The sequence below is a fragment of the Telluria sp. RB2R28 genome (genome assembly GCF_059685835.1).
Genome location: NZ_JCASIK010000007.1, coordinates 162,817 through 187,196, shown reverse-complemented (window position 1 = coordinate 187,196; position 24,380 = coordinate 162,817). Strand labels below are relative to the sequence as shown.

Annotated in this window: 16 protein-coding genes; 12 read left to right on the top strand and 4 right to left on the bottom strand. The window is 66.2% G+C overall.

Features of this window, described 5'->3' with window-relative positions:
• Nucleotides 1–12: 12 nt before the first annotated feature.
• Together AC56LV_RS22045 and AC56LV_RS22040 are read right to left on the bottom strand one after the other, a co-directional pair.
• A complete protein-coding gene (locus AC56LV_RS22045) occupies nucleotides 13–1,452 on the bottom strand; it encodes a methyl-accepting chemotaxis protein (protein WP_499560778.1) in 1,440 nt (479 codons plus the stop codon).
• A 401-nt stretch (nucleotides 1,453–1,853) separates the two neighbouring features.
• A complete protein-coding gene (locus AC56LV_RS22040) occupies nucleotides 1,854–2,861 on the bottom strand; it encodes a PEP-CTERM sorting domain-containing protein (protein ID WP_499560776.1) in 1,008 nt (335 codons plus the stop codon).
• Nucleotides 2,862–3,361: 500 nt separating this feature from the next.
• Here AC56LV_RS22040 and AC56LV_RS22035 point away from each other — a divergent pair, with 500 nt between their 5' ends.
• The 9 genes from AC56LV_RS22035 (at nucleotide 3,362) to AC56LV_RS21995 (ending at nucleotide 17,774) form a co-directional block, all read left to right on the top strand.
• Nucleotides 3,362–4,717, top strand: coding sequence for a sugar MFS transporter (locus AC56LV_RS22035; protein ID WP_499560774.1), 1,356 nt, complete (start codon nucleotides 3,362–3,364; stop codon nucleotides 4,715–4,717).
• 76 nt (nucleotides 4,718–4,793) lie between these two features.
• A complete protein-coding gene (locus AC56LV_RS22030; RefSeq protein WP_499560772.1) occupies nucleotides 4,794–7,448 on the top strand; it encodes a TonB-dependent receptor in 2,655 nt (884 codons plus the stop codon).
• Nucleotides 7,449–7,521: 73 nt separating this feature from the next.
• The gene (locus tag AC56LV_RS22025) at nucleotides 7,522–9,249 is read left to right on the top strand and encodes a hypothetical protein (RefSeq protein WP_499560770.1); all 1,728 of its coding nucleotides are present in this window, start codon (nucleotides 7,522–7,524) and stop codon (nucleotides 9,247–9,249) included.
• Between the two features lie 13 nt (nucleotides 9,250–9,262).
• Nucleotides 9,263–10,507, top strand: a complete 1,245-nt coding sequence (locus tag AC56LV_RS22020) for an ABC transporter substrate-binding protein (protein ID WP_499560768.1) — start codon at nucleotides 9,263–9,265, stop codon at nucleotides 10,505–10,507.
• A 37-nt stretch (nucleotides 10,508–10,544) separates the two neighbouring features.
• Entirely contained in the window at nucleotides 10,545–13,112 is a 2,568-nt protein-coding gene (locus AC56LV_RS22015) for a family 20 glycosylhydrolase (RefSeq protein WP_499560766.1), read from the top strand.
• Nucleotides 13,113–13,182: 70 nt separating this feature from the next.
• Nucleotides 13,183–14,574, top strand: a complete 1,392-nt coding sequence (locus AC56LV_RS22010; RefSeq protein WP_499560764.1) for an ABC transporter substrate-binding protein — start codon at nucleotides 13,183–13,185, stop codon at nucleotides 14,572–14,574.
• The gene (locus tag AC56LV_RS22005) at nucleotides 14,546–15,253 is read left to right on the top strand and encodes a response regulator (RefSeq protein WP_183554044.1); all 708 of its coding nucleotides are present in this window, start codon (nucleotides 14,546–14,548) and stop codon (nucleotides 15,251–15,253) included. The genes AC56LV_RS22010 and AC56LV_RS22005 overlap by 29 nt, the downstream gene beginning before the upstream one ends.
• Nucleotides 15,254–15,278: 25 nt before the next feature.
• Nucleotides 15,279–16,736, top strand: coding sequence for an ATP-binding protein (locus tag AC56LV_RS22000; RefSeq protein WP_499560814.1), 1,458 nt, complete (start codon nucleotides 15,279–15,281; stop codon nucleotides 16,734–16,736).
• 24 nt (nucleotides 16,737–16,760) lie between these two features.
• Nucleotides 16,761–17,774, top strand: a complete 1,014-nt coding sequence (locus AC56LV_RS21995; RefSeq protein ID WP_499560762.1) for an alpha/beta hydrolase — start codon at nucleotides 16,761–16,763, stop codon at nucleotides 17,772–17,774.
• On the opposite strand, the gene AC56LV_RS21990 is transcribed toward AC56LV_RS21995, so the two are convergent.
• Together AC56LV_RS21990 and AC56LV_RS21985 are read right to left on the bottom strand one after the other, a co-directional pair.
• Nucleotides 17,713–18,285, bottom strand: a complete 573-nt coding sequence (locus AC56LV_RS21990; protein ID WP_499560760.1) for a hypothetical protein — start codon at nucleotides 18,283–18,285, stop codon at nucleotides 17,713–17,715. The genes AC56LV_RS21995 and AC56LV_RS21990 overlap by 62 nt on opposite strands.
• A gap of 80 nt (nucleotides 18,286–18,365) precedes the next feature.
• A complete protein-coding gene (locus AC56LV_RS21985) occupies nucleotides 18,366–18,938 on the bottom strand; it encodes a GbsR/MarR family transcriptional regulator (protein WP_183554028.1) in 573 nt (190 codons plus the stop codon).
• Nucleotides 18,939–19,224: 286 nt separating this feature from the next.
• Between AC56LV_RS21985 and cydD the strand changes: the two genes are divergently transcribed.
• The 3 genes from cydD to AC56LV_RS21970 are packed head-to-tail and all read left to right on the top strand — an operon-like array spanning nucleotide 19,225 to nucleotide 24,374.
• Complete coding sequence (gene cydD, locus AC56LV_RS21980; protein ID WP_499560759.1) at nucleotides 19,225–20,904, top strand: thiol reductant ABC exporter subunit CydD; 1,680 nt, start codon at nucleotides 19,225–19,227, stop codon at nucleotides 20,902–20,904.
• A gap of 50 nt (nucleotides 20,905–20,954) precedes the next feature.
• A complete protein-coding gene (locus AC56LV_RS21975) occupies nucleotides 20,955–22,721 on the top strand; it encodes an amino acid ABC transporter ATP-binding/permease protein (protein WP_499560757.1) in 1,767 nt (588 codons plus the stop codon).
• Between the two features lie 42 nt (nucleotides 22,722–22,763).
• On the top strand, nucleotides 22,764–24,374 hold the full coding sequence (locus tag AC56LV_RS21970) for a cytochrome ubiquinol oxidase subunit I (RefSeq protein ID WP_499560755.1): 1,611 nt from the start codon (nucleotides 22,764–22,766) through the stop codon (nucleotides 24,372–24,374).
• Nucleotides 24,375–24,380: the final 6 nt, after the last annotated feature.

Below are 24,380 nucleotides of genomic sequence, written 5' to 3'. Positions count from 1 at the left end.
ATTGCAGGGCGCTCAGGATAGTCCCATCTGCGCCGTGCCTGGCGCGTCGAGCCGGAAGATGCGCACGATCTGCGCCAGGCCATGGGCCCGCTGCTGCAGCGAATCGGCCGCGGCGGCGGTCTTGCTGACCATCTGCGTATTGTGCTGCAAGGACCTGTCCATGGCGCCGATGGCATCGGCCACCGCCTCCACACGCACGGCCTGATCCCCTCCAGCTGCGCTGATCCGGCCGACCATGCCGGTTACGTCGGTCACGCTTTGCACGATATTGTCCATCGTGCGCCCGGCTTCCTGGGCCAGCGCGCTGCCGGCGCTGACCTGGCGCACCGATTCCTCGATCAGGCCCTTGATTTCGCGGGCGGCGGCGCCCGAACGCTGGGCCAGCTGGCGCACTTCGGCGGCCACGACCGCGAAACCGCGCCCCTGTTCGCCGGCACGGGCGGCTTCCACGGCAGCGTTGAGGGCCAGGATATTGGTCTGGAACGCGATGCCGTCGATGACGGCGGTGATCTCGGCAATTTGGCGCGACGACGTGTCGATCAGGCCCATGCGCTCGACGACCGCGCCGACCTGGCGCCCGCCGACAGCGGCAATGCCCGATGCCTGCGTCGCCAGCGCATTGGCTTGCCGGGCATGATCGGCATTGGCGCGAATGATGTCGCCCAGTTCGTCAATGGAGGCGGCAGCGCGGCCGAAGGCCTCGGTCTGGTCCCGTGAGTGTTCGAACAGCAGCGCGCTGCCTTCGGCAATGTCGCTGGCGGCGCCGCGCGTGGTCTCGACCGTGTCGCGCACCTGGCCAATCGCCGTCTGCAGCGTGTGCAGCACGTCGCGCAGGGCGCGGCCGCTGCTGCTGGTCACCGGCGCCAGCGAGCGCAGGTCGATGATCCCGTGCTGGGCCTGCAGCATCGACACGCTGGCGCGCAGTTCGGCCGAGCGCAGCGCTTCGCGTTGCAGTACCAGCGCGATGTAGCACAGCACCATCGTTTCGACGATGACGTAGCCGGCGTGGATGAAGACGATCGCCAGTCCTGGCTTTGTCAGGCAAATGACGCCGTAGCCGAGCTCTTGCAGGTAGTTGAAGCTGAAGTGGTGCACGGCGGTCAGACCTGCTGCGAACAGGATCACACGCCAGTCGCGGTAGCACAGCAGGATCGCCAGTGACACGAAGATACCGAAGTGCAGTTCTTCCCGGCCATTACCTTGATGGATGTGCAGCGCGCACATGGCCATCAGCGCGCCGGCATTGACCAGGCGGCTCATGAGCGTGCCGCTGGCCAGGAACGTAATGCCGCTTGCGATCGCAACGATCGGCAGGCCGACCAGCAGCGACCATGTCATGGTGTCGTGCATGCCGGTCAATGCCAGCGAAAAGCCCAGCATCGCCCACAGCACGATGATCAGCAAGCGGTCGGCATGGCGGTAGACAGGCAGCAGGTTGGGTTGGGTTGGCATCAGGGTCTCGTGAAGTGAGTATTTTCACTATTTAACCTGAAAAATATAGACTGGAGGAAACGCTTTCAGCTGTTCAATATCTTATGATCACGAAATACATGCTGATTTTGCGCTCTCTTGCCATGCTGACAGCGTCAGGGTCAGTAAATATGAAGAGAGAAGTGAGAAAGTGTGATTATTCCTGCAAAGAAATTTCGCAGAATCTGCAGGATGAACGTGTGCGCTCTGCAAATCGTGCGAATCAGCCAGAAATTATGGCAATTCGTACAGACACGACGACCGGTGTTGCAATCATGTGATGCCAGGGCCTGGGTGACGACGATGAGGGTGATCGTGACGGCGCCAGGGCAGGCGCCGTCACGGTCAGCAGTCGAGGAATGTCGACGCGCGAACGCGCAATATCAGGCGTGTGCGCCGTCGTGGCGTGCCTTGGCATTGCCGCGACGGCGACGCACGGCAACCAGCAAGCCGCCGACGGTCGCGAACATGGCCAGCATGCCCGGCTCCGGCACTTCTTCCGCGTCCAGCTGCGCGGCGGCGAAGCCTTGCAGGGCCAGCGCAGTCGCCACATTGATGCCGAGGTCGCGCGCGACATAATCGTCGGCGCCCAGCGAGCGTGGATCGAGTCCGGTCACGTTGCCGAAGATGGTCAGCGCTTCCAGGTAGTAGCCGTAGTTGCTGCCGTGGTAAGAGTCCGGCGCCCACAGGTTGATCTGGCCGGCGCCGATGCCGTCGTACGGGTTGGCGTCGGCCAGGCCGCCTGCGATCGCCTGGTTCCAGGCCTGGCCCACGGGGATCACGCCATTGATGATGCTTGAGGCCGAATCGGCGGCGTCGTAGCCGGCGCGCACGTCTTGCGCCATTGCGTAGATCGATTTCCCAAACCACGGGCTGGTGGCGTTCTTGTACGTCAGGTCGGCGCGCGACCAGGTCGACGTCAGGCGCACGTCGACATCCGGATTCTGCTCGCGAAGCGCATTGGCCAGCAGGCCGGAATAGCGGATCAGCGTCTCCGGGTTGCCCGGCTTGGCGCCGTCGAGCGTGCTGTAGCTTTGCAGCAGCACCATGTCGAACGGCTTCACGATTGTGTTGAAGCGGTTGTTGTAGTGAAAATCCAGGCCCGAGCCGGGCTCGGTTTCCAGGCTCACCTGATAATCCAGGCCGGCCTGCATCGTCATGGCCTTGAACAGCGCCGGTACGCCACCGATGCCCAGACCGTTGAGGTCGGTCACGGTATCGGGACGGTAGTTCTGCACGAGTGGGGGCTTGGCGCCGGCCGGATCGCCATAGGTGAAGCTGTTGCCGACGAACAGGATGGTCGTGGCAGAGGCGGGCAGGGCGAGGCCGCCCAGTGCGAATGCGACGAAGAGTGCCGTGCCGGAACGGCGCAGGCTGCAAGGAATGGTCATCAAAGTCTCCAGTATGTTTTTGTTGGCGCGCAAAGACTGCAGCGTTCCGGCAGTCAAGCAAGTCGCATGCCGCCAACGGATATTACTGAATAATGAGTCAGTTATAGATGCTTGCAGCATACTTCGTGATCAAGGTGTAAAGCAGGCCGACACCCTACGTCGCTGGACGCAAAACCATCTTCATGTGGCGCTGACGTCACACTCCTGTAATTTCTCGCGTCGTTTTGTAAAGTTTTGCAAGCAAGCCCCACGCATTTCCCGCGCCTGGAAGCGTCACTGCACCCCGTTTGTAAAGAAGTGTGAGTAACAGCGGCGGGTGAGCAAGCAACAATTCAATGAAATCATGAGGTTATGCGTTTCCTGGCAGCTGGTGGTCGCCCGCTGGCGCCACTGCTAGCATGAATCATCGATAACACGAGGACATTCATGCAACAGTTCAAAACGCTCCCGCACCGTTTGTCGTGCGCACTGTTGGCAGCCATCGACGCAGGTAGCGCAGCATGGCTGTGACCCTCGCCAGCGCGCCGGTTGCCGGCAATTCCAGGCGCGACGTTGTCCTCGGCATGGCGTTTGTCGGCCTGCTGTTCTTCATCCTTGGGTTCGTTACCTGGCTCAATGGCTCGCTGGTTCCCTTTTTAAAAATCGTCTGCGGTCTGAACAATTTCCAGGCCCTGTGGGTGACCTTCGCGTTCTACATCGCCTACACGGCCATGGCCTTGCCATCGGCTGCGGTGCTGGTCCGCACCGGCTACAAGAAGGGCATGACGATCGGTCTGGGCATCATGTGCGCGGGCGCGTTGCTGTTCATCCCGGCCGCGCAAAGCGCGCGCTACGAACTGTTCCTGGTCGCGCTGTTCACGCTCGCCAGCGGCATGACGCTGATGCAGACCGCGATCAATCCCTACATCGTCTGCCTTGGGCCGCGCGAGAGCGCCGCCATGCGCATCAGCATCATGGGCCTGTTCAACAAGGGCGCCGGCGTGGTGGTGCCGCTCGTGTTCTCCACGCTGATGCTGGCCGACATCGACAGCTTCTCGCACACGGCGCTCGAAGCGCTCGACCCGGTTGCCCGCAGCGCCGCGCGGGCCGGTCTGTCCGAGCGGCTGGTGCTGCCGTATATCTGCATGGCCGCGGTGTTGTTCGTGATCATGGTCTTCATCCATTTTTCGAACCTGCGCGATATCGAACCCGAGGCCGACACGCCCGAGGCTGGCGTCGAGCGCACCGGCGTGCTGCAGTTCCCGCAACTGGTGCTGGGCGCCATGGCGCTGTTTGCCTACGTCGGCGTGGAAGTCATCGCCGGCGACACCATCGGCCTGTATGGGCATGAACTGAACGTGGCCAATTTCGGCGTGCTGACGTCCTACACGATGATGTGCATGGTGCTCGGCTACCTGATCGGTGTGGTCGCGATTCCGCGCTACCTGTCGCAGCAGCGCGCCTTGCTGCTCTCGGCCGTGGCTGGCCTGCTGCTGACGATCGGCGTGGCCACCGGCTCGCCCACTGACAGCGGCGTCTCGCAAGCCCTGATCGGCTGGGCCGGCGTGCCGACGGTGCCTGACACCGTCATGTACCTGGCGCTGCTGGGCCTGGCCAACGCCATGGTGTGGCCGGCCATCTGGCCGCTGGCCCTGCAGGGCCTGGGCCGCTACACGGCAAGCGGCTCGGCGCTGCTGGTCATGGCGATTTCCGGCGGCGCGGTGCTGCCGCTGCTGTACGGCCACTTCGCCGACCTGAACACCTCGCGTGGCGCTTACTGGATGCTGTTGCCGTGTTACGGCCTGATCCTCTGGTATGCCGCCTTTGGCCACAAGATCCGCCGCTGGCGCAATCCGGGCGCATCCGCCCGACCCTGATTTCCACCCCACAGGACTTGTCCGCACGGCGCTGCTGCGCGGTCCATCGTTTTTCATTTCATACCAGGAGCACCGGATGTCTCTACTGAAACCACATACAACGCTGATCAGCGCGGCTGTTGCCAGCGCCTGCATCGCCATGCCGGCCCTGGCGCAGGATACAGCTGCGCCAGCGGCGCCGCGCATCGGCAGTGGCGAAGCGATCGCCGAAGTGAAGGTCACGGCCACCCGCCATTCGACCTCGCTCTTGCGCACCCCGGTGTCGGTAACCGCCGTCGGCCAGGAAGAACTGACCCGCAAGGGCATTACCGATGTGCGCGGCCTGAGTGGCGAAGTGCCCAATCTGCAACTGGGCAGTGCGACCGATGGCAGTTCGGGCGTGAAGATTTCGGTGCGCGGCGTGAGCAGCAACGACTTCACCGAGATCGGCAACCCGGCGGTCAGCCTGAACGTCGACGGCATCTACACGCCGCGCCCGCAATCGGCGCTGGCGCTGCTGTTCGACCTGGAGCAGGTCGAAGTTCTGCGCGGTCCACAAGGCACGCTGTTTGGCCGCAATGCGACGGGCGGCAGCATCAACATCATCCCGAACAAGCCGCAATTCAATTCGACCGAAGGCAATGCGGGCCTCACGCTCGGGCGCTACAACCTGCGCCAGGTGACGGCGGTGCAGAACATCCCGGTCAGCGACACGTTCGCGATGCGCGCCACGATGATGGTTATCAAGCGCGACAGCTACCTGAACCAGGAGCAGGATTTCTACGCGGCGAACTTCCCGGAATTCGGCGTGACGCCGGCGCGCGATGCAGCCGGCAACATCATTCCCGATGTCGACCAGCGCTACAACCGCAAGGTCGGCGCCAGCGATGCCTACGGCAACAAGGACGAATGGGCGGCGCGCCTGCAGGGCCGCTGGAAGATCCGCAACGATCTCGAATGGCTCGGCGCCTACGAGCGCTACACCAACAAGGGCGCCGGCGACATCGCGCTCAAGGATTGCACGATGGCGGCCGGCACGGCCCACGCGTGCCCGGGCGGGCAGTGGGACGTCAAGATCAACCGGCCGGGTGAACTCGACTGGAACATCGACACCTTCCGCAACCGCCTGACCTGGAGCGTGAACGACCATACGACCGTCGAATACAACGTGTCGTACTCGGAGCAGAACCGCCGCCAGATCCGCGACGGCGACTCGGGCTACCAGCCGCTGGCCGAAGACATCAATATCTACGGCGGCTTCGTCAACGATTCGGCCGGCTTTACCAATTCGTCCAAGTTCAAGACCACGGTCCAGGAACTGCAGCTGCGCGGCGAGCAGGGCAATCTGCGCTACGTCACCGGCCTGTTCTGGATGCACGAAAAGAATGCGATCGAGTTCGGCGAAGACTCGATCTCGGCGATGGTCAACGCGCCGGGCGCGCCGTACTACGCGCTGTACGACCAGACCGACCGCCAGTCAGAATCGATGGCCGCCTTCGGCCAGGTCGACTGGGCCTTCGCGCCGAAATGGAACCTGACGGTTGGCGGGCGCATGACGCGCGACGAGCGCGAAGACAAGAACGGCAAGTTCTACGATTCGGGCACCACGGGCGATCCGTACTCGTACTTCCAGGGCCAGTACACGCCGATCCCGGGCCGCTTCTTCAACAGCAGCGACCTCAAACCGGGCATGGGTTCGTACTACGGCGTGGCCGGCATGGCCGGCATCACGCCCGATATCAGCAGCAACCGCGATTCGTGGAACAAGTTCACCTGGCGCCTGGGCCTGAGCTACCAGGTCACGCCGGACGACTTCGTGTTCGGATCGCTCTCGACCGGCTACAAGGCCGGTGGCTTCAGCGACAAGCAGAATATCTGCGCGCGCGGCCTGGGCGGCAACTGCGCCGACCGCGAGCCGGGCCCGCACTACACCTTCCTGCCATGGAAGCCTGAAACGCTGACCAATTTCGAGGTCGGCTACAAGGGCCGCATGCTGGACAACCGCCTGTCGTTCTCGGCCACCGCCTTCCATAGCCGCTACAAGGACATGCAGATGACCGGCGCGGTCGAGATGGGCAAGATCATCCCGGCGATCCCGTGCACCGCGGCCAATCCATCGTGCGATTCGGCGGTGTTGTACGGCACCACGAATGCGGCCGAAGCGAAGATCTCGGGCCTCGAACTGGAAGGCAAATACCGCCCTTGGGCCGGCGCCGAAGTGAATTTCCAGTATTCGCACCTGCGTGCCAAGGTGGTGTCGTACCCGGATTACACGCAGACCTGGCGTGACGTGCCGTGCGGGCCATTCCGCGCCACTTACGGCGTTGAGCCGTGCGTGCGCTACACGGGGCCGAACCAGGCGCTGGTTGGCCGCTTCCCGGCGAACGTGGTGGGTAATGATTTGCCGAACGCGCCGCGCAACTCGGCCCGGATCGAAGTCTCGCAGCGCTTCATGCTGACGGGTGACTACGAACTCACGCCGCGTCTGTCGGCACGCTGGCAGGACAAGATGTACTTCAGTATCCAGAACCTGGACAACGCCCACGTCGGCAACCAGCAGGGTGCCTACGCGACCTATGATGCCTCGCTGCGCTTGACCGCACCGAGCGGCAACTGGCGCGCCGAGGTGTACGTGAACAACCTGAACGACGTGCTTGCGAAGAACAATGCGCGCATCGTCGACCCGGGGTACGTCATTGGCCAGTACAACGAGCCACGCATGTTCGGCGTGCGCGTGGGCGTGGACTGGTAACGCGGTGATCATCCGGTCGCCGCCCGGCGGCCGGACAGCAACTTGTCAGCAGTGTGTCCTTCAGGAGAATGCGATGCGTGGTGCGAACAATGGTCTGGGTGGTGTGGCAACGGCGGTAGCAACGGCGCTGGTGGGCGCCGGCGTACTGGTGCTGGCCGGTTGTGGCGGCAACGCCGCAGATGGTGGTGTGCAGGCAGGTATGTCGCGGCAGTTGTCGGCGGCGCCCGTCGCCGTGGCTGCCGCGTCGCCATGGCCCGTCTGGTCGGGCTGGGATTTTCCGTACAATGAACCGCCGCTCGCCAGTGCGCCGGCCGTGGCATTCGGCGTCTCGCAACTGACGCAGTCGGCCACGCAGACCGTGTTCCGCGGCGCGCACGCGCTGCCGGCGGGCAGCGTGCAGGACTATCGGCTGGGCGTGTTCATCCACCACGATGTGTTCTATTACCAGGCCGACGCGACTGCCGTCATCAATGCCGACGGCACGTTCACGCTGACCCTGCCACGCTCGGTGGGCAGCGCCGACCGCGCCGTGCTGGTGCTGCATCCGGCATCGTACGATCCGCTCTCGGGCCCCAACTGCAATGCGGCCGGTGGCTTTTGCAGCGGCCAGATCACGGGCACGACCAAGCTGTCGCTGCCAATCGATCCGGCGGCGGTCACGGCTTACACCGCCGCTTATTTCCCGGCGCCGGCAACGGCCGCGAACGCGCAGATCGCCACACTGCAGCGCATGATGAATACGCCGCAGGTCACGGGCGGGCCGTATGGCGCGGGGCGCCTGATCCGCAGCTTCCACGACATGGACTCGGCCTTCCTGTACGACCAGGCGCTGGCCGTGATTGCCTTCAGCCTGGCCGGCGAGCAGGCCAGCGCCGAGCAGATCATCAACGCGCTGGCCAGGTCGCAGACAGCGTCCGGCGCGTGGGTGTTTGCCTATCTGACCGATGGCGCGGATGCCAATCCCGGCGTGGACATGCGCATCGCCGGCGCCAACGCCTGGTTCGGCATGGCGCTCAACGCCTACCAGAAAGCCTTTGGCAGCACGAAGTACCTGGCCATGTCGACGCGCCTGCACGACTACCTGCGCGCAGAAACCGTGGCCGTGACGATCAATGGCGTGGCCCGCCGCGGCTTGCGCTTCGCGCCGACCAACTACGTGGCGGGGCGCACCGGCATCTTCGCGCTGGAGCACCAGCTCGACGCCTACGCCAGCCTGCACCAGTACCACGCGCTCAATGGCGGCAGCCAGTACCTGACCGCCGCCACACAGTTGCGGCAGACGGCCGAAAGCCTGTGGAACGGCGCGCGCTTTTTGGGTGGCTACGACGCCAATACCGGCACCCTCAATACCGGCGAGCGCTATCTCGACACCTATTCGTGGTCGGTGCTGGCGCTGGGGAACACGGGCAGCGCCGGGCAGAACTTCGCCGCCGCACTGCCGGGGATGTGCGATTATTTCAATACCGCCGGGCAGCTCGATTACCCGTCGCGCAAGGTGAACGGCATCGTCGGCTTCTACGACGTCATCTACGACAACGTGCCGTCAAACGCGCCGTTCGTCTGGAGCGAGGGTAGCCTGGGCGCGATCATGGCGATGCGCCAGGGCGCTCCCACCATGGGGTGTGCGGGCAACGGGGCCAGCCAGATGCTCGAGTCGCTGAACTACATGGTCGACAAGCTGGGCAGCATGCCGTATGCGACGCGCAATACCAATGCGGACTTCACCAGTTCGGGCAGCGTGGCAGGCACCGCCTGGTTGTACTACGCGAACCGGAACAAGAATCCGTACGCGCATTACTGAGAAGGGCAGGTCGATGCACTTTGCCGGATGGATGCTATGCGCACTCTTGACCCTGGTGGCGCCGCTCGCGCACGCCGGCACGCTCGTGATCGAGAGCTGGCGCGTGGACGACAAGGCGCTGTGGGAAAAGGTGCTGATCCCGGCGTTCCAGCGAAGCCATCCCGGCATCGACGTCAAGTTCGCACCCACCGCGCCCACCGACTACGATGGCCGCCTCGCGGCGCGCCTGGCCGACGGCAGCGCCGGCGACCTGGTCGCGTGCCGGCCGTTCGACGCGTCTTTGAGCCTGTACGCGCAGGGGCATCTGGAGCGCCTCGATGGCAAGCCCGGCATGCAGTATTTCGAGCCTGGCGCGATGGTGGCCTGGCAGACGGCCGGCGGCAAGGAAGCCTTCTGCATGCCGGTGGCGTCGGTGATCCACGGCTTCATGTACAACAAGGCGATCTTCCGCAAGTACGACCTGCAGGCGCCGCGCACGGTGGATGAATTCTTTCGCGTGCTCGATGTGCTCAAGAAGAACGGCGTTGCGCCACTGGCACTCGGCATGGCCGATGGCTGGGAGGCAAGCCAGCTGGTATTTACCAATATCGGGCCGAATTTCTGGCGCGGCGAAGCTGGCCAGAAGGCGCTGGCCGACGGGCGCGCGCGCCTGACCGATCCGCCGTTCGTCGAAGCGCTGCGCTTTGGCGCGCGCATGGGCGCCTATCTGCCTGCGGGCGCCGCGGCGCAAACCTATGGCCAGAGCCAGGCGATGTTTGCCACGGGCCGCGCCGCGATCTATCCGGCCGGGTCCTGGGATATTGCGCGTTTCAGCAGCGCGCCCGGCCTGGAGCTGGGCGTGTTCGCCGCGCCGGTGAAACGGCGGGGCGATGCCTGCTTCATCTCGGACCACATGGACCTGGGGCTGGGCGTGAACCGCGCATCGAAGAACAAGCAGGACGCCTTCAAGTTCCTGGCCTGGGTCGGCTCGCAGGAATTTGCCGACATCTACAGCAACCGCCTGACCGGCTTTTTCACGCTGTCGAATCACCTGATTGCGATGCGCGATCCGGTGGCCAAGCAGATGGTCGAGTGGCGCAACAGCTGTGCGTCGACCGTGCGCCTGAATGCGCAGGTGCTGCATCGCGGACAACCCAGCATGGAAAGCGTGCTATGGCGCGTCAACGCCGACGTGCTGAAAGGGACGCTGGCGCCCGAACCTGCGGCGGCCCGACTGCAACGCGATTTCGACCGGTGGTACAAGCCCCCGCAACCCTGAACGACGAACCCACTTTTTGGCTGGATTGGAGACACTCTTGGATACCACACACCTGGTTCGACGCTGCGCTCTCGCGTCACTGCTGCTGGCCACGCCGCTGGCCGGCATGGCTGCTGCACCGGCTACCCCGCTGGCAGCATCCGCTGCGGCCAGCATGGAGGGCGTCGCCAGCGGCGCCCGGCTGCAGATGCGCTGGGAACTGCTGCGCAACGAGTACACGCCGCAGATGCCGCAGGGCCGCGCCAAGGCGCGCATGACCCTGACCAACAACGACAGCCAGCGCCTGCCGGCCAAGGGCTGGACGCTGTACTTCAACAGCATGGACGGCGTCGTGCCGGGGGCGGTGACGGGCAATCTGCGCATGGAGCAGGTTGCCGGCAATCTGTACCGCCTGCGCCCGCAAGCAAATTTTGCGGGCCTGGCGCCCGGGCAGTCGCTCGACATTGATTACTACCATCCGCAGGTGATCATCAAGATGGCGCGCGCGCCGATCGGGCCGTACCTGGTGTATGACGCGCAGCCCGAGGTTGGCGTGGCGATCAGCGATTTCGCGCTGCTGCCCGTGACGCGCCCCGAGCAGCTCGACAAGGGCGACACGGGCGCCCGGCCCGTGGTGACTGCTGCCGATACCTACCGCAGCAATCTGCGCGCCGACCTGCTGCCGGCGAGCGCCGTGCCCCTTGTGCTGCCGACGCCCCTGCAGTTGACGCAGGGCAGCGGCAAACTGCGCCTGACGGGCAAGCCATTGGTGAGCGCGTCAGCGGCGCTGGCAGGCGAAGCCGACCTGGCGCGCTCGCTGTTCCCGGCATCGCTGCAGGGCAGCGGCCCGGCCCTGCGCCTGAGCGTGGGCAAGGTCGAAGGACAGACCTCGCCCGAAGCGTACAGCCTTGCAGTGCGGGCCAGCGGCATCAACATCGTCGGCAACAGCCCGGCCGGCGTGGCGTATGGCTTGCAGACCCTGCGCGACCTGCTGCCGTTGCCTGGCGCCGCCGACCAGTCGGTGCCCGAGGTGACGATCGTCGATGCGCCGCGCTTTGCCTACCGCGGCTTCATGCTCGACGTATCGCGCAACTTCCACACCAAGGAAACCGTGTTCAAGTGGCTCGACCTGATGGCGCGCTACAAGATGAACAAGTTCCACTTCCACCTGACCGAAGACGAAGGCTGGCGCCTCGAGATCGCCGGCCTGCCCGAACTGACGTCGATCGGCGCCGTGCGCGGGCACAGCGCCAGGCCGGGCGTGCGCCTGCAGCCGGCCTACGGCTCCGGGCCCGATCCGCGCGATCCGGGCGGCAGCGGGTACTACACGCGCGCCGACTACATCGAGATCCTGCGCTACGCGACGGCGCGCCACATCGAAGTGATCCCCGAACTGGAAATGCCGGGCCACGCGCGCGCCGCCGTGCAGGCGATGGAAGCGCGCTACCACCGCCTGAAGGCAGCCGGCGACAAGGATGCGGCCAAGTATCTGCTCAATGATTTCGCCGATCGCTCGGTCTACAAATCGCCGCAGCTGTACAACGATCACGTGCTCAATCCGGGCCTGGAATCGAGCTTCAGGTTCGTCCAGCATGTCGTCGACGAAGTGGTGAAGCTGCACCGCGAAGCGGGCGCGCCGCTGCACACGATCCACATGGGCGGCGACGAACTGCCGAACGGCGCCTGGGAACAATCCCCGGCCAGCCGCGCCATGATGGCGCGCGAACACCTGGAGTCGACGGCCGACCTGTGGGATTATTTCTACGAACGGGTCGACGGCATGCTGCGCAAGCATGGCCTGTACACGTCGGGCTGGGAAGAGCTGGCGGCGCGCAAGACCACGCTGCATGGCAGGAACAAGCTGATCCCGAATCCCCGCTTCACGCAGAAGGGGTTCCTGGCCTGGGTCTGGAACAATACCGAAGGCGCCGAAGACCTGGCTTATCGGCTGGCCAACGCCGGCTACGACATCGTGCTCGCGCCCGTGACCAAGATGTACATGGACATGTCGTATAACCCCAACCCGGAAGAGCCGGGCGTGAACTGGGGCGACTACATTGAACTTGACACCCCCTATGACTTCATCCCGTTCGATTACCTGAAGAACGCGACCGAAGCTGCGCGCGTGGGCAAGGACGGCCTGACCGATTACGGCAAGCGCCGCGTGCGTGGCCTGGAAGCGACGTTGTTCACCGAGACCGTGCGCGACCCGGCCCGCATCGATTATCTGGTCATGCCGCGCCTGCTGGCGGTGGCCGAACGGGCCTGGGCGCCGGATCCGGCCTGGGCCACCGAGCCCGATGCCACGAAAGCGGCGGCGCTGCACCGCACGGCCTGGTCGGGCTTTGTCAATGCGCTGGGCCAGCGCGTGCTGCCGCGGCTCGATCTGGATCGCACCGGCGTGGCGTATCGCATTGCGCCACCGGGCCTGCTGCTCGACGGCGACAAGGTCCTGGTCAACCACGTGTTGCCGGGGATCGCGCTGCGCTATACCGTGGATGGCAGCATGCCAACCGCCAGCAGCCGGCCGGTGACCGGGCCGATCACCGAGCGTGGGCTGATCCAGGTCGCGGCCTTCGACCGCAATGGCAGGCCGGGACTGGTGGCGCGCATCGACCGGCGCTGACGGCGTGGCCGAAATGCCTGCTGGGTAGCGAAGCACGGGGCTATAATCAGCGTTTTCTGCGGGATACCGGGTGAGAGCGTCGATCGGAAAAGTGGCAGGGCGTTGGTGTGACTGGCGACGCCTGCGGATTGCTGCCGTACTGGCCTCTGCCTGCGCCTTCCACGGCGCTGTGCAGGCGGCGGCGCCGATGCTGGCGATCGTGCCACCGGCGCCCGCGACATCGGCCGTGGCGCCATCGTCCGGCCTGCAGGTGCTGCACTGGTGGACCTCGGCCAGCGAACGCCGCGCGGCCGACCTGCTGGCGCAGCGCCTGGGCAAGGAAGGCGTGCAGTGGGAAGACGCCGCAATTCCCGGCGGCGCCGGTATCGGCGCCGGCAAGGTCCTCAAGGGCAGGGTGCTGGCGGGCGATGCGCCCGAAGTCACGCAGATCATCGGCGTGTCGGTCGCCGAATGGGCCGAGATGGGCCTGCTGCTTGAACTGGACAACGTGGCCGTTGCCGACAACTGGCGCGGCGTGCTGTTCCCCACGGTCCAGAACCTGATCCAGTACCGCAAGCACACGATGGCCGCGCCGCTCGGCATCCACCGCGTCAATACGCTGTTCTACAACCGCGCGCTGTTCGCCCGGCTCAAGCTCACGCCGCCCGCCACCTGGACCGAATTCGACGCCGTCGCTGCGCGCCTGCTGGCTGCGGGCGTGCAACCGCTGGCGCAAAGCAGCGAAGCCTGGCAGGTTGCGGCGCTGTTCGAGAACCTGGTGCTGGCCGAAAGCGGGCCGGCCTTCTATCGCGCGCTGTTCGTGCGCCGCAGTCCCGCCGCTGCTTTTGACGCGCGCACCGCGCACGCACTGCAGCGCCTGCGCACGATCAAGGGCTGGGCCGGCGGCCAGCTGGCCGAGCGGCCCTGGACCGAGGTCGTGCGCCGCTTCGCCGCCGGCCAGGCCGGCATGATGATCATGGGTGACTGGGCCAAGCCCGAACTGGCCGAACACCGGATGGTGCTGGACCAGGACTATGGCTGCGTCGGCGCACCGGGCACCGGTGCGTATCACCTGTACAGTGTCGACACACTGTCGATGTTTGCCGGCGACTACCGGCACCGCGAAGCCCAGGAAAAGATGGCGCGCCTGCTGCTCTCGCCGTCGATCCAGGCCGACTTCAATCTGCTCAAGGGCGCAGTGCCGGTGCGGCGCGATGCCGAGCCGGCGCGTATGGACAGTTGCGCGCGGGCGTCGTGGACGACCTTCGCCGGCGGCGAGGCCGTGCAGGCGCCCAGCCTCGTGCACCGGATGGCGACCGACGAAGCCAGCCGCGACGCCATCATCGCCGAGGTGCATCGCTACCTGCTCGACGACGCCGTGCCGGTGGCGGTGGCCCAGCGCCGCCTCGCCGCCTTGTTCAGACTATTCAATCTAACCAGCCAGGGGACGCCGGGTGCGCAAGATACTGATCGTAGACGATGACAAAAAAACCTGCGTGCTGCTCAAGACGTATCTGGAGAAAAACCAGTACGACGTGATCCTGTCGCACAACGGCGAGAGCTTCCTGGCCGAATTCCATGCGCATCTCGAGACGCTGTCGATGGTGATCCTGGACGTGATGCTGCCCGATACCGACGGCTTCGCGCTGTGCAAGCAGGTGCGCCAGCGCTCGAATGTGCCGATCATCATGCTCACGGCCAGCTCGGACGAAACCGACCGCATCGTCGGCCTCGAGCTGGGCGCCGACGACTACATCGCCAAGCCTTACAGCCCGCGCGAGCTGCTGGCACGCATCAAGGCGATCCTGCGCCGCGCCGCGCCCGAGACGCCGTCGGTGCGCTACCACCGGTTTGTCGGCTTCACGCTCGACCTGATGGAGCGCACGGTGACCGACAGCGCCGGCAATCCGGTGGCGCTCACGGGGCTCGACTTTCAGCTGCTCAAATACTTCACCGAACATCCCGGCAAGATCCTCGACCGCGGCCTGCTGTGCGAAGAAACGCGCGGGCGCGACGCCGGCCCGCTCGATCGCTCGCTGGACGTGCAGATCAGCCGCCTGCGCCTGCGGCTGAACGACGACGGCAAGCAGCCGGCGCTGATCAAGACCGTGCGCGGGGCCGGCTATGTGTTCTCGGCCGACGTCAGCGTGTCCAGTGTCTAGCCGCAGCGGCGCCAGGCTCGCGCGCATGCTGCACCAGCCGCTGCAGCGCTGGCTGCCGGCGTCGCTGCTTGGCCGCCTGACGCTCGTGATGGTGGCCGGCGTGCTGGTGACGCAGCTGGCCGCCAGCGCGATCTGGGCCAGCCAGCTGCGCGCGAAATCGCAGGTCGAGGCGCAGTCGTCGGCGCAGTACGTGGCGCACAGCGCCGCCGGCGCGATCCGCTTCTTTCGCAGCCTGCCGCCGGCCTATCGCCTGCTCATCATCCAGCAGTTGCGTGAAATGGGCGGCACGCGCTTTTTCGTCAACCTCAATCATGCCTACGTGCCGATCGAGCAGATCGCGCCGCACCCGCTTGCGCAAAGCGTGATTGCCACGGTCGACGCCACGCTCAGGAGCGACCTGCCGCATTCGCCGGGCTTCCGGCTCGCCTTTGCCCGGCCTGACCGGCTGGTGGTGGCCGAACACGATGTGCGCCTGGAGGACCTGCCCAATGCCTGGGTCCAGCACGTGCTGCTGCTCAAGCCCGACCCGGCGCCGATCCTCGTGATCCAGACCGAGATCGAGCCCGGTAACTGGCTGTACATGGCGGCGCTGATGCCGAACCCGTATTTCCTCGACAGCAGCGACCCGTTCGCGTGGGATCGCCTGATGCCGCAGATCCTGTCGCTGGCCGTGGTGCTGCTGCTTTGCCTGCTTGTCGTGCGCTCGATCACGCGGCCGCTGGCCGCGTTGTCCGATGCCGCGTCGGCGCTGGGCCAGGGCCATGACGACGAAGCGCGCCCGCTGCCCGAAACCGGCAGCCGCGAATTCATCAACACCGCGCGCGCCTTCAGCGCGATGCGCGAGCGCATCGGGCGCTATATCGACGACCGCGAGCGCCTGTTCATTTCGATTTCGCACGACCTGCGCACGCCGATCACGCGCCTCAAGCTGCGCGCCGAACTGCTGGACGACGAAGCCTTGCGCGATGAATTCGAGGAAGACCTCGATGAACTCGACATGATGGTCAAGGGCGCGCTGCAATGCGTGAAGGACAGCGACATCCACGAAAACCCGACCGAGATCAAGCTCGATACGATGCTGGGCCGCATGGTGCGCAGCGCCGAACTGGCGGGGCACGCGGTGGCCTGGCAGCCGTCCGGCGTGACGGTGCGCGGCAAGCCGCTGGCGCTCAAGCGCGCGCTTGGCAACCTGCTCGACAACGCGCTGTTCTACGGCGCGCGCGCCGAGATCAGCGTGCGCCAGGAGCCTGGCTGGGTGCTGATCTGCCTGCGCGACCACGGGCCCGGCGTACCCGATGAAGCGTTTGCCAGCCTGTTCGACCCGTATGTGCGGCTGGCCCATGGGCGCGAGCAGAATGACGGCGGCATGGGGCTGGGCCTTGGCATCGCGCGCGGCGTGATCGAGGCGCATGGCGGCCGGCTGGTGCTGTCGAATCATCCCGAGGGTGGTTTGAATGCAGTGGTACGCTTGCCGGCCGTTTGACTCTTTCATCCTGCAGGAAAGCCGATGCCATTGACCTTTGACGACGCCACGCTGGCCGAAGCAAAACGCTTTAACCTCCGGCTTGCGCGCGCGCCGCGCTTTGGCATGCGCCACCGCTTCATGCCGCCGCTTGTGCAGGGCCTGCTGCGCTTGTCCCAGGTCGGCGCCGATCGCAAGCTGCGCCGCGCCAGCCTGCAGGTTGAGGCGCGCAGGGTGGTGATGGATGGTACGGAGGTGCGGGTGCGGATCGTGCGCCCGCGCGGGCCGGTGGCCGGCGTCGTGCTCGACATTCACGGCGGCGGCTGGGTGGTCGGCAATGCGCCCATGAACGATGCGTTCAATGCGGGCTTTGCCACCCGCTGCGGCCTGGCCGTGGTGTCGGTCGATTACCGACTGGCGCCGCGCGCATCGGTGCAGGCGCAGATGGAAGAATGCCTGGCCGCGGCCCGCTGGCTGTTGCAAGGCGGCTGGCCAGACTATGCCGGCTTGCCGGTGGTTGTGGTCGGCGAGTCGGCGGGCGCGCACCTGGCTGCGGCTACGCTGCAAGGGCTGCGGGCCTGGCCGGCGCAGCTGGCGCGCATCGCCGGGGTCGTTCTGTACTACGGCGTCTACGATATGGCCGGCACCGACAGCGTGCGCAGGGCAGGGCCCGAAACGCTGGTGCTCGACGGCCCGCGCATGCTGGCCGGCCTGCGCAGGCTGACGCCCGACCTGGACGACGCCGGGCGCCGCCAGCCGCCGCTGTCACCGTTGTTCGGCGAACTGGCCGGCATGCCGCCGGCGCTGATGATCGTTGGCAGCGGCGATCCGCTGCTCGACGACACGCTGCGCATGGCGCAGCGCTGGCAGCAGGTGGCCGAGGTCGAACTGAACGTGGCGCCCGAAGCGCCACATGGTTTCATTCATTTTCCGACCGCGATGGCCAGGGTGACGCTGGCGCATGCACAGGCGTGGGTCCGGCAACGCATCGCGCCGGTCAGCGTATCTGCGTCACATGCGCCTCGCGCAGCGGGTGCCAGCCCAGGCGCGCCGCGATGATGCGCCGGTACGCGGTGTCGATATGGGCCGGCGTGCGCCGGATGTAATCCTCGGCGGCGTCGCGCTGCGCGCCGCTGCAGCTGTCCAGCCATGCCACGGCTTCGTCGACGGTCGGCACGCGGCCGCTCACGCCATCGAATTTCGGCGGGATCGCAGTCCAGATGGCGGCGTCGATGCCCTTGGCGCGCAGCCAGGCGGCCACGCGTGGATTGTCTTCTGCGCCGTCCTGCGCCGGCGCGCTGCCGATCCATTCGGGGAACGCGGCCCTGATCTTTTCGCGCTCGAACAGCATGGCGCGGGCGGTATCCAGGTCATCGGTGGCGACGTAGGCCCAGTAGGTGGGCATCAGGCGCGCGCCTTCGCACAGCACGAGTGCCAGTTCGGGACTGTCGTCACTCTGGCGGGCAAATTCGATGGGCATGGCGGGGCCGCCCGGATGCCATCCGGAGGCGAGCTTCAGGCCCTGGGGTTTCCAGAGCAGCGAGCCCCAGGCGATACAAGCGATGTTCATGGACTGGACTGGTAAGAGAAAAGGAAAAGCCCAGTCTAGCCGGTCGGCTGAAAGAGGCGAGCACGGCTCTGCCGACCGCCTTATTCTTCCGGCGTTTGCTTGGGCGCCTTGCCGTCTTTGGCAGCGAACAGGCGGTCCTTGGCCGAGAGCAGCTTCTGGACTTTGGAGCCCATCTTCATCAGCTGCGCCATCGACTCGGGCGACAGGCGCTGCAGGTCGTCGAACCAGTTGTTGGCCAGGTCAACCAGCTCGTGCATCTCGCGCATGCGCTCCTGTGCGAACTTGTCTTCGGGGTGGCTGGCATTGGCCATCAGCGACTCGCGCAGCACCGACAGCGTCGGGGCGACTTCGCGCCGGCGCCGCTCGGCAGCGACCACGCGGAAGATCTCCCACACATCGCCCAGCGACGTGAAGTATTCGCGGCGGTCGCCCGGGATGCGCGACAGGCGCACCAGGCCCCACGACTGCAATTCTTTCAGGCCGATGCTCACGTTCGAGCGCGAAATGCCGAGTTTTTCGCCGATGTCGTCGGCATGCAGCTGGTCTTCGGAAACGAAGAGCAGGGCGTAGATTTGCCCCACCGTGCGGTTGATGCCCCAGCGGCTGCCCATCTCGCCGAAGTGACTGACAAACGTTTGGACAAGTGGCGTCATGGTTGCGAACTTTTCGATGCTTGTGAAAGGTGAATTATCCCACGTCACCCGGACACGTACCACGCATGCACGCGTTTGCCGCCATTGTTGTTAATACGTTCGTAATTCCCGACTAACCTGGTCGCCCATTACACACAAACCAAAAGTTTCAGCGCATAATCCATTCGACTTCTGAAATTTCGGAAGTTTTAGAAAATACAAAAAGTTTATTCCGGGGTGCGTCCGTGTTGATGGCCATGGCCCCCGTACGTCTGCCGCTTTCTTGCAACAACGTTTGGAGAACACCATGCACCGCAGCCAACCCCAGCGCCCGGCATTGCCTACTGGCCCTGCCCGTGGCGCCACGCTGGCAATGAGCGGTGCGGCGCTGCTGTGGATTCCGCAGGCGGCGCTGCTGGCGCATGCTGTAGGGCGCCTGGCCCAGGGCGCCGGGCTGGCCAACATGCTGCTGCCGGCACTGGCGTTCCTGGCCCTTGGCATCCTGCGCGCCAGCATTGAAGCGTGGGGCGCGCGCCGCTTGTTTGCCGTGTCGCGCAGCCAGCTTGCCGCCATGCGCCAGGCAGCCGTGCAAGCCCTGGCCGCGCGCTCGCCGCTGGACCGTGCGCGCCTGCCATCCGGCCAGGCCGCCAGCATCGTCGCTGAGCAAGCCGAAGCAGTGCTGCCATGGCTGCTGCGCTACGGGCCGGCGCGCATGCGGGTGCTGCTGGCGCCGCCCGTCATCGCGCTCGTGGTCTGCTACTTCTCGTGGCTTGCTGCGCTGATCCCGGTGCTGGCCGCGCCGCTGATTCCCCTGTTCATGGCCGTCATCGGCTGGCGCGCCAAGGCTGCCAGCGAAGCGCAACTGCAGCTGGTGGGCGGCATGAGCGGTTTTCTGCTCGACCGGCTGCGCGGCCTGTCGACGCTGCGCGCACTGGGCGCTGTCGATGCCACCGCCCGCCGGGTAAGGGCTTCGGGCGAAGCGGTTCGTGCCAGCACCATGCGCGTGCTGCGCATCGCCTTCTTGTCGTCGACCGCGCTCGAACTGTTTTCGGCGCTGGGCGTGGCGCTGGTGGCGGTGTACGTGGGTTTCCACCTGCTCGGCGAAATCGGGCCGGGCAGCTGGGGCAGCCGGTTGACGCTGGCCGAAGGCCTGTTCGTGCTGCTTTTGGCGCCGGCGTTTTTCGAACCGCTGCGCGAACTGGCGGCGGTATGGCATGACAAGGCGGCCGGCGAAGCAGCGCTTGAAGCGCTGGCCAAGCTGCAAACGGCCGGTTTGCCTTTGCCAGGCGCGCTGCAAGGACCCGACGAAGCGCTGCGCATTGGCCGCGCGCCATCGGTCGATATCGAGGGCCTGCGCTTTGCGCACCCGGGCGAAACGCCGCTGTTCGACAACCAGGATGTGTATGTGCGCGTCGGCGAGCACGTGGCGCTTGTCGGCCCCAGCGGCAGCGGCAAGACCACGCTGCTGTCGATCATCGCGGGCCTGGTCCCAGTTGACAGCGGCACCGTGCGCATCGGCGGCGTGCCGCTGGACGCCGGTTCGGCTGCCGGCCTGCGCGCGCGCATGACCTGGATCGGCCAGAAGCCGCATGTATTTGCCGGCTCGGTGCGCGCCAATGTGGCGCTCGAGCGCAATGGCGTGACGGTCGATGCCGTCAGCCGCGCCGTGGCGCGCGCGGGCCTTGGCCAGATCGAGCACGCAACGCCGGGCGAGAGCCTGGGCGAGGGCGGCCTTGGCCTGTCGGGCGGCGAACTGGTGCGCCTTGCGCTGGCCCGCGCGATGTGCGCGCCGCATGCCGGCCTGCTGCTGGTCGACGAACCCACTGCCCACCTCGACCGCGACACGGCCGCCGGTGTGATCGACGCGCTGCTGCAGCTGGCGCAGGGCCGCACCATGATTGTCGCCACCCACGATCTGGCACTGGCCGCGCGTCTGGGCCGCGTCGTGCGCCTCGGCGAACCATTGATTCAACGGAGCGCAGCATGAAACGTGGCAAAGACACAAAGCGTGGCAAAGAAACAAAGCGCGGTAACGACATGAAGCGCAATAACGACCTGCAGCCGGTGCTGTCCCTGTTCATCCGCACTGGCGGGCGGCGCCTGGCCCTGGGGGCGGGTCTGTCGACGCTGGTGGTGCTGGCCGGAATGGCGCTGCTGGGCACCTCGGGCTGGTTCATCACCTCGGCGGCTCTGGCAGGCCTGGCCGGCAGCGCCGTCATGTTCAATGTGTTCGTGCCGAGCGCGGCGATCCGCCTGCTGGCGCTGGGCCGCACCTTTGGCCGTTATGCCGAGCGCACGGTGACGCACGACGCCACGTTTGGCGTACTGGCCGCGCTGCGCGAGCGGCTGTTTCGTGGCTGGGCCACGCCGGATGCCGCACGGGCGCTGCTGCGCCGGCCGTCGCGCCTGCTGTTTCGGCTGACGGGCGACATCGATGCCCTCGAATCGGTCTACCTGCGCCTGATCGTGCCGGCTGGCACGGCCTGCGGCGCAGCGCTGCTGGCCGGCCTGGTGCTGGCGAACCTCGACTGGCGCCTTGGCCTGGCGATGTTCGGCTGGCTGCTGGCGGTCGGCTGGGGCGTGACCCTGTACGTTGCGCGCCTTGCGCGGCCGGTGGCGCTGCGCCGCGTCCGCGCGCTGGAGCGGCTGCGCGCCCAGGCGATCGACCTGGTTGCCGGCCAGACCGACCTGGCGCTGGCCGGCCGGCTGCCGGCGCAGTGCGACCAGCTGGCACGCCTCGACATGACCCTGGCGCGCCATGACGCCGCGCTGCACCGGCTGGAAACCGGCGCCGGCTGGCTGTACGCGGTCGGTGGCCATGTCACCGTCGCCGCCGTCCTGCTGGCAGTGGGGGCGCTGGCGCAGCAAGTGGCATCGCATCCGGCGCCGCAGCAGGTGCAACAGATACAGACGCAGGTGGGGCAGCTGGGCGCACCCGCCGCGGCGCTGGCGCTGCTGATCGCGCTGGCCGCGCTGGAACCGTTTGCCGCGCTGCGGCGCGGCGCGATCGAGGCTGGCCGCAGCTGGCTGGCCATGCGCCGCGTGGCGCCGCGCCTGCGCCAGCAGGATGACGCCGCCGTACCAGCGCCGCCCGGCACTGGTACCGGCACCGGCACCGGCACCGTCACCGACACGGCGTTGCTGCTGCACGCCGCCACCGTGTTCCATCCCGGCCGCACCGGCGCGGCCCTGCATGCGGTCGACCTGCACATTGCCGTTGGCGAACGGGTTGCCGTGGTCGGCAGCAGCGGTGTCGGCAAGTCGACGCTGCTGGCGCTGGCGGCCGGCGAACTGGCCGCCCGGGCGGGCCAGGTATGGGCGCGGCCTGCTACCTGGCTGACCCAACGCACCGAGCTGTTTTGCGACAGCCTGCGCGACAACCTGCGCCTGGCCGATCCCGCCGCCACCGACGCGCAATTGTGGGCCGCACTGCAGGCCGCCGGCCTGGAGCAGGACGTGCGCAGCTTCGCACAGGGTCTTGACACCTTGCTGGGCGAGGGCGGTCTTGGCCTGTCGGGCGGCCAGTCGCGCCGCCTGGCGCTGGCGAGATTGCTGTTGCGCCGGGCTGATTTCTGGCTGCTGGACGAGCCGACCGAGGCGCTGGACGGCGCTACCGCGGCCGATGTACTGGCGCGCCTGGCGCGGCACGCCAGCGGCCGCACGCTGCTGGTGGCCACACATCTGCGGCGCGAAGCCGCGCTGGCCGACCGGCTGCTCGTGATGAAGGACGGGCGGATCGACGCCGACCTGCGACGCGGCACCCCTGCATTCGATGCGGCGCTGGACACGCTGCGTCAACACTAAGAATAACCAACCACTGACGTATTCAAGAAGAAAGGATTCACCATGGATCTCGACGTTGTCGGGCTCTCCCGACTGCAGTTTGCCTTGACGGCGCTGTACCACTTTCTGTTTGTCCCCCTGACCTTGGGGCTGTCGATGCTCATCGCCATCATGGAAACCGTGTATGTGATGACCGGGCGCTCCATCTGGCGCCAGATGACCAAGTTCTGGGGCGTGCTGTTCGGGATCAATTTTGCCATTGGCGTCTCGACGGGCCTCGTGATGGAATTTCAGTTCGGTATGAACTGGAGCTACTACAGCCACTACGTGGGCGACGTGTTCGGCGCGCCGCTGGCAATCGAAGGCCTGATGGCGTTCTTTCTCGAGGCGACGTTTGTTGGCCTGTTCTTCTTCGGGTGGGATCGCCTGTCGAAGGTGCAGCACCTGGCCGTGACCTGGCTGATGGCCCTTGGCACCAATTTCTCGGCGCTGTGGATCCTGATCGCCAATGGCTGGATGCAGAACCCGATCGGCGCCACGCTCAACCCGCAGACGATGCGCATGGAAGTGACGGACTTTGGCGCGGTGCTGGCCAATCCGGTGGCGCAAGCCAAGTTCGTGCACACCGTGTCGGCCGGCTATGTGATCGCGGCGATGTTTGTACTTGGCATTGCGGCCTGGTACCTGCTCAAGGGCCGCCATGTCGAACTGGCCAAGCGATCGATGACGGTGGCCGCGTCGTTCGGCCTGGCCGCCTCGCTGTCGGTGGTGGTGCTGGGTGACGAAAGCGGTTACCTGGCGACCGAGCACCAGCACATGAAGCTCGCTGCCATCGAAGGCATGTGGGAGACGCAGCCTGCGCCGGCCGCCTTTACCGCCTTCGGCTTTCCCGACCAGAACGCGCGCGAGACGCACTATGCGATCCACATTCCGTGGGTGATGGGCCTGATCGGCACGCGTTCGCTGTCGAACGAGATTCCGGGCATCAGTGACCTGGTCAAGCTGGCCGAGGTGCGGGTGCGGCAGGGCATCGTGGCCTATGGCGCGCTCGAAGAGATTCGTGCCCTCGGTGGCCGTGCACCGGTGCCGCCAGCCCTGCAGGCGCGCTTTGAAGAGCACAGCGCGGTGCTGGGTTACGCGCTGCTGCTCAAGCGCTACGTGGACGATCCGCGCCAGGCCAGCGAAGCGCAGATCAGGCAGGCCGCCCTGGATACCGTGCCGCAGGTCGCGCCGCTGTTCTGGTCGTTTCGCATCATGGTGGGCCTGGGCATGTTCTTCATCGTGCTCACGGCGGTGTTTTTCTGGCTGTCGGCGCGCCGCCGCCTGGACGCTTATCCGTGGCTGCTGAAGGTGGCCGTGTGGTCGATCCCGCTGCCATGGATCGCCGCCGAAGCGGGCTGGGTCGTCGCCGAACTGGGGCGCCAGCCATGGGCCATCGAGGGCGTGCTGCCCACCGCCGTCGCAGTGTCGAACCTCGGCATCCAGACCGTGCTGACGACCCTGATCGGTTTTGTCGTGCTGTATTCGATCTTGATCGTCGTGGAAATGAAACTGATGTTCAAGGCCATCCGCAAGGGGCCGGAAGACGAACTCGCCCATGCGCCGGGCACCCACAGCCCACTGGTCGGCACCACGCCGGCAATGCGCACTGCGCCCATGATCACTGCGGAGTAAACCACC

Coding starts and splice junctions, on each gene's coding strand:
- AC56LV_RS22045 (WP_499560778.1), bottom strand. CDS start 1,452: ATGCCAACCCAACCCAACCTGCTGCCTGTCTACCGCCATGCCGACCGC.
- AC56LV_RS22040 (WP_499560776.1), bottom strand. CDS start 2,861: ATGACCATTCCTTGCAGCCTGCGCCGTTCCGGCACGGCACTCTTCGTC.
- AC56LV_RS22035 (WP_499560774.1), top strand. CDS start 3,362: ATGGCTGTGACCCTCGCCAGCGCGCCGGTTGCCGGCAATTCCAGGCGC.
- AC56LV_RS22030 (WP_499560772.1), top strand. CDS start 4,794: ATGTCTCTACTGAAACCACATACAACGCTGATCAGCGCGGCTGTTGCC.
- AC56LV_RS22025 (WP_499560770.1), top strand. CDS start 7,522: ATGCGTGGTGCGAACAATGGTCTGGGTGGTGTGGCAACGGCGGTAGCA.
- AC56LV_RS22020 (WP_499560768.1), top strand. CDS start 9,263: ATGCACTTTGCCGGATGGATGCTATGCGCACTCTTGACCCTGGTGGCG.
- AC56LV_RS22000 (WP_499560814.1), top strand. CDS start 15,279: ATGCTGCACCAGCCGCTGCAGCGCTGGCTGCCGGCGTCGCTGCTTGGC.
- AC56LV_RS21995 (WP_499560762.1), top strand. CDS start 16,761: ATGCCATTGACCTTTGACGACGCCACGCTGGCCGAAGCAAAACGCTTT.
- AC56LV_RS21990 (WP_499560760.1), bottom strand. CDS start 18,285: ATGAACATCGCTTGTATCGCCTGGGGCTCGCTGCTCTGGAAACCCCAG.
- AC56LV_RS21985 (WP_183554028.1), bottom strand. CDS start 18,938: ATGACGCCACTTGTCCAAACGTTTGTCAGTCACTTCGGCGAGATGGGC.
- cydD (WP_499560759.1), top strand. CDS start 19,225: ATGCACCGCAGCCAACCCCAGCGCCCGGCATTGCCTACTGGCCCTGCC.
- AC56LV_RS21975 (WP_499560757.1), top strand. CDS start 20,955: ATGAAGCGCAATAACGACCTGCAGCCGGTGCTGTCCCTGTTCATCCGC.
- AC56LV_RS21970 (WP_499560755.1), top strand. CDS start 22,764: ATGGATCTCGACGTTGTCGGGCTCTCCCGACTGCAGTTTGCCTTGACG.